This window comes from Streptomyces sp. (assembly GCF_019510245.1).
In the GTDB taxonomy this organism is placed as follows: Bacteria; Actinomycetota; Actinomycetes; order Streptomycetales; family Streptomycetaceae; genus Streptomyces.
The window spans coordinates 1-5,336 of record NZ_JAEKKT010000297.1 but is presented as its reverse complement, the minus strand read 5'-3'; the positions used below and the strand labels follow the sequence as shown (position 1 = coordinate 5,336).

Genomic DNA, 5,336 nt, shown 5'->3' with positions numbered 1-5,336 from the left:
AGCCTCCGCAGGGCTCGGACCGGCGCGACGCTCACCGCGCTGCGCAGCTCCGAGCCGGCCACCGCCGCGATGGGCTTCTCGGTGGTGTCGGTGTGCCAGGCGGTCTTCATGGGCTGCGGCGCCTACGGCACCGGCATCGCCATGGGCCACGGCGTGCCGTTCCTCCTCGCGATCCTCATCGGCGCGGTGCTCGCCGCCGGGGTTGCCGCGCTGGTCGGCCTGCCGGCGCTCCGGCTGGAGCCGCTGGAGCTGGCGATCGCGACGCTGTCGCTGTCGTTCACCGCCGACCGCTTCCTCTACGCGTGGCCCCCCCTGGCGTCCCGCAACGGCAACCGGCCGGTCAGCCGTCCCGGCTTCGCCAACGTCGACCCGGGCCACATCGCGTCGGGGGAGCGGGCGTACGCCTGGCTGGTGCTCGGCGTCTTCGTGCTGGCCTGCTTCGCCGTCGCCAGCCTGCGCCGGGCGCGGACCGGCGCGGCCCTCACCGCGCTGCGCAGCTCCGAGCCGGCCACCGCGGCGATGGGCTTCTCGGTGGTGTCGGTGAAGCTGCGCGGCTTCGCCGCCTCCGGCTTCCTCGCCGGCCTCGCCGGAGCCCTGTACGCCGGCCTCGTCCAAGGCGCCTCCGGCGCCGCGTTCGACTTCACCCGCTCGATCACCCTGCTCGCGTACGCCGTCATCATCGGCGTCGGCAGCGTGCCGGGTGCCGTGCTCGGCGGCCTCGTCGTGACGCTGACGACGCTGACCTTCGGGAGCACGAGCGACGTGACCAGCGGCTCGGCGGTGTCCGCCACCACGATGCTCACCGGCATGGCCCTGATCGGCATCCTGGCGCTGACCCCGGAGGGCGTCACCGGCTTCGTCTCACGGCTGGTCCATCGCCAACCCGAGCTGGTCGCAGCATGAACTCACCCCACGACGCTGCTCGCTTCGCTCACACCGCCGCGGGGGCCCCGAGATGACCGCCGTCCTGGAGCTCCGTGACGTCGGCGTCCGGTTCGGCGCGTTCGACGCCGTCGACGGCGTCTCCCTGACGGTCAACGCCGGCGAGGTGGTCGGCCTCATCGGGCCCAACGGCGCCGGCAAGACGGTGACGTTCAACGTCATCACCGGGCTGCAGCCGGCCACCCGCGGCCAGGTGCTGCTGAAGGGCACCGACGTCACCCGCCAGCCGGCGCACGTCCGCACCGCCATGGGGCTGTCGCGCACCTTCCAGGTCGTGCAGCTCTTCGCCGGCATGACCGTCCTGCAGAACCTCATGGTGGCTGCGCACCGGCACACCTCGGCCGGTGTGCTCGTCGACGCCCTGCGGCTGCCGGGCCGTGGCCGCGCGCTGCGGCAGGCCGAGGAGCGCGCCCGGGCGGTGCTCGCCTTCCTCGACCTCACGCACCTCGCCGACGTCGAGGTGACGACCCTGCCGGTCGGCTCCGCCCGCCTCGTCGAGCTGGCCCGGGCGCTGTGCCTGACGCCGTCCTGCCTGCTGCTCGACGAGCCGGCGTCCGGCCTCGACCCGGCGGAGACCGCCGACTTCGTCGCCCTGCTGGCCCATGTCCGCGCCACCCTCGGGTGCGCCATGCTGCTGGTCGAGCACGACATGGGGGTGGTCATGCCGCTGTGCGACCACGTCGTCGTCATGGACTTCGGCAAGGTCCTCGCGGCCGGCGAGCCGCACGTGGTGCGCGACGACCCGGCCGTCCGTGCCGCGTACCTGGGGGAGGAGGTGCACTGATGACGCTCACCGTCTCGCACCTCCAGGTCGCCTATGGCGGCGTCGTCGCCGTCCGTGACGTCTCGTTGTCCGTGCAGCCCGGCCAGATCACCGCCGTGCTCGGCGCCAACGGCGCGGGCAAGACCACGACCCTGCTCGGCATCTCCGGCCTCGTGAAGGCCCGCGCCGGGCACGTCGACTTCGAGGGCACCTCGCTGCTCGGGCTCGCCCCGGAGCGGGTCGCCCGGCTCGGCATCGCGCACGTCCCTGCCGGTCGCGGGATCTTCCCCGGCCTCAGCGTCGCGGACAACCTGCGCATGGGCCTGTATGGCGCCGGCCGCGACGGTGACAAGGAGGCCGTCGAGGAGGTGCTGGACGCCTTCCCGATCCTGCGGGAGCGGCGCACGCAGCCGGCCGGGACGATGTCCGGCGGCCAGCAGCAGCAGCTCGCGATCGGCCGCGCGCTGGTGCAGCGGCCCAAGCTGCTGATGCTCGACGAGATGAGCATGGGGCTGTCGCCGACCGTCGTGGTCGACCTGTTCGCGCTGGTCCGCCGGCTCGCCGACGAGGGCATGGCCGTCGTCATGGTGGAGCAGTTCGTCGGGCAGGCGCTGAAGGTCGCCGACCAGGCCGTCGTCATCGAGCAGGGCACCGTCGCCGCGGCCGGCCGGCCCGAGGACCTGAGCGCCGAGGACATCGGCGCCGCCTACCTCGGCTCCGACAACGGCCAGGAGCTGCCGCGCGCACCGCGGGACGCCCGGCAGCAGGTGCCGGTCTCCCTCGCCGGCGTCGACGTCCGCAAGCTCGAGCGGATCGCCGCCCAGCAGGGACGCACCGCCGACGAGGTGGCGCAGGAGCTGCTCGAGAAGGCGCTGCAGCCGTGAGGCGCGCCCTCGTGGTCGTCGCGCTGCTGCCGTCGGCGCTGGCCGTCTGCTTCGTCCGGCCGGTGTCGGCCGCCGGTGATCCCGTCTACGACCAGGTCAGCCTGTCGGCCATCGCGGCGGCCGGTCACACCAACGGCGTCGTCGGCGCCTCCGGCGGTCTCGTCACCCTCGACACCGGCTCGGCCTACGTCAGCGCCAGCCTCGACGACTCGCCCTCCGCTGCGGTGGTCGCCGCGCCCGAGGAGCCCGGGACGCTGTTCCACACCGCTGCGGGCCAGGTCAACGGCGCCGCCGGGCAGAAGGTGGTCGGGACGCTCGAGGCGGAGGCGCGGTACCCCGGCGACACCAGCAGCTCCTTCAACGTGGGAGACCCCGTCGACTCGCCGCCGGTCTACCTCGGCGCGGCCAACGCCAACGCCTCCGTCTCGGCCACGTCCGCGGCCGGTCGCGCGCAGGCCGCCCGCTTCAGCATCGCGCCGCTCGTGGACGTCGGCCCCGGCACCAGCCAGGTCCAGCAGAAGCTGTCGGTGGAGGCGGGCACCGCGGCGCAGGACGCCAAGGTCACCGTCAGCGACATCGACCTCGCCGGGGTGCTGAAGGTGCAGAGCGTCGTCGCGACTGCCAAGGTCACCGCCGACCACGACACCCACACCGCCCTGCAGTCCCTCGTCGTCAGCGGCGCCACCGTCGCCGGGCAGCAGGTCGCCATCACCAACGACGGCGTGGTCGCGGCGGGCACCCCCGTCGTACCCGGGACCACGTTGAGCCAGGCGACCGACGCGGTGAACGCGGCGCTGGCGGCAGCCGGCATCACCAAGGTGCACACGGTCGGAGGCACGGCGACCCACACCGCCCGCTCGGCCGAGGCGGACACGGGCGGCCTCGAGATCGTGCTGGCCAGCCCGGACCTGCCCGGCGGCGTCTCCGCCAACAGCCTGACGCTGACCTTCGGCGGGATCGACCTCACCGAGCTCGACGCCCTCGCCACACCGATCGCGCCGGTCCTGGTGCCGCCGGTGGTGCCCGCCGGTCCCGCGCAGCCGCCGACCACCGTCACCACGGTCATCCCGGGGACGCCCGCAGTCCCCGGGTCGGCGCCCGGACAGCAGCAGGCGCCGCAGGTCGCGCCGCCCACGCAGACCGCGGCCTTCGAGGTGCAGGGGCGGCGGATCAGCGGCCGGACCGCGCTGGTCGCGTTCGCCGGCTGGCAGCTGCTGTCGCTGGGCACCGCGACGCTCTACGGCTTCGTCGAGCGGCGACGCCGGCTCGTGCTCCTGGGGAGGCAGCCGTGAGGACCATCGAGCGCATCACCTGCGTGCGGTGCACCGCCCCGTACGCCCCGTCGCTCACCCGGCACCGCTGCCCCGTGTGCGACACCCCCGCCTCCGGTGACGTGCCGGCTGCCCGTGCCTGGGAGGACCCCGACGACCGGCTGATGGCCATCGTCGTGGCCGCCACCTTCGCCAACGTCCTCCTCCTCGCGATCCTGACCCTGGTGGTGCTCTCGTGAAGCTCAACGACCTCGTCACGCCGGCCCTGGTGGTCGAGCGGGACCTGCTCGACGCCAACCTGCAGAAGATGGCCGAAGCCCTGCCGGGCACGCGGTTGCGCCCGCACGTCAAGGCGTTCAAGACCACCGCGCTGGCCCGGCGGATGCACGCCCTCGGCCACACCGGCTTCACGTGCGCCACGGTGCGCGAGGTCGAGGGGATGGCCGCGGCCGGGCTCGGCGACGACCTGCTGCTCGCCAACGAGGTGCTCGACTGCCGCCGCCTCGGGGCGATCGACAACGCGCGCGTCACGGTCGCGGTCGACAGCAGGATCACCGTGGACGCGGCCGTTGCCGGCGGCGTGCGCGAGGTCGTCATCGACGTCAACGTCGGGCTGCCCCGGTGCGGCGTCGACCCCGCCGAGGCGGGCGCGCTGGCCGACTACGCCCGCTCGAAGGGCCTCGAGGTCCGCGGCGTGATGGGCTACGAGGGCCACGTCATGCTCGTCGAGGACGCCGACGAGAAGCGCAAGCAGGTCCAGGAGTGCATGGCGCTGCTGCTGCAGGCGTCCGCCGACGTCGGCGGCGACCTGGTCTCGGCCGGCGGCACGGGGACGTACGACGTGAACACCTGGGCCAACGAGATCCAGGCCGGCTCCTACTGCCTGATGGACACCACGTACGCCCACGCGCACGCGCCGTTCTCGCAGGCGCTCACCCTGCTGGCCACCATCATCTCGGCGAACCCAGCCGGCTGGTTCGTCGCCGACCTCGGCCTGAAAGCGCTCGGCATGGACCACGGCAACCCGACGATCCCGGGGGCGTCGGTCTGGTACTGCGCGGACGAGCACACGGTGTTCTCCGCCGACGGCGCCGAGTTCGCCGTCGGCGACCGGGTCCGGGTCGTCCCGGCCCACATCGACCCGACGGTGGCGCTGCACGCCCAGATGCACCTCGTCGACGGCGACGAGGTGCTCGAGACCTGGCCGGTGGACCTGCGCGGCTGGTGACAGGGATAGCGTCGGGCACGTGCGCGCGGTCAACCTGCTCGACGGGGCCTTCTACGCCGCTGACCCGCACCCGGTGTACGACGAGCTGCGCGTCATCTCCCCGGCCTTCCGCGACGAGAACGGCCTGTGGGGGCTGACGTCGTACGAGACGGTCGCGTTCGCCAGTCGCCGGCCTGAGCTGTTCAGCAGCGCCGGCGGATCCCGGCCGCTGACCGGCCCGCTGCCGCACATGATCGACATGGACGACC

The 5,336-nt window shown here is 73.7% G+C and carries 6 protein-coding genes and 1 pseudogene; all 7 read left to right on the top strand.

Going from position 1 to position 5,336, the window contains the following annotated elements; all coding sequences use genetic code 11:
• The coding region (locus JF597_RS49355; RefSeq protein WP_294012518.1) for a branched-chain amino acid ABC transporter permease at positions 1–903 on the top strand (903 nt) is incomplete at its 5' end.
• A gap of 52 nt (positions 904–955) precedes the next feature.
• Positions 956–1,726: an ABC transporter ATP-binding protein gene (locus tag JF597_RS49350; protein WP_294012516.1), complete on the top strand. Its 771-nt coding sequence runs from the start codon at positions 956–958 to the stop codon at positions 1,724–1,726.
• Positions 1,726–2,589 (top strand): ABC transporter ATP-binding protein, encoded by an 864-nt coding sequence (locus JF597_RS49345; protein ID WP_294012514.1) that lies wholly within the window; start codon positions 1,726–1,728, stop codon positions 2,587–2,589. Before JF597_RS49350 ends, JF597_RS49345 begins: the two co-directional genes overlap by 1 nt.
• Complete coding sequence (locus JF597_RS49340) at positions 2,586–3,881, top strand: hypothetical protein (protein ID WP_294012511.1); 1,296 nt, start codon at positions 2,586–2,588, stop codon at positions 3,879–3,881. The genes JF597_RS49345 and JF597_RS49340 overlap by 4 nt, the downstream gene beginning before the upstream one ends.
• The gene (locus JF597_RS49335) at positions 3,878–4,099 is read left to right on the top strand and encodes a hypothetical protein (RefSeq protein ID WP_294012509.1); all 222 of its coding nucleotides are present in this window, start codon (positions 3,878–3,880) and stop codon (positions 4,097–4,099) included. The genes JF597_RS49340 and JF597_RS49335 overlap by 4 nt, the downstream gene beginning before the upstream one ends.
• Positions 4,096–5,088: an alanine racemase gene (locus JF597_RS49330; protein ID WP_294012506.1), complete on the top strand. Its 993-nt coding sequence runs from the start codon at positions 4,096–4,098 to the stop codon at positions 5,086–5,088. Before JF597_RS49335 ends, JF597_RS49330 begins: the two co-directional genes overlap by 4 nt.
• A gap of 19 nt (positions 5,089–5,107) precedes the next feature.
• Positions 5,108–5,336: pseudogene (locus tag JF597_RS49325) on the top strand (cytochrome P450); the annotation flags it as partial.

Excerpts from the sequence above, each read along its gene's own strand:
- JF597_RS49345 (WP_294012514.1), top strand. The coding sequence starts at position 1,726 with ATGACGCTCACCGTCTCGCACCTCCAGGTCGCCTATGGCGGCGTCGTC.
- JF597_RS49350 (WP_294012516.1), top strand. The coding sequence starts at position 956 with ATGACCGCCGTCCTGGAGCTCCGTGACGTCGGCGTCCGGTTCGGCGCG.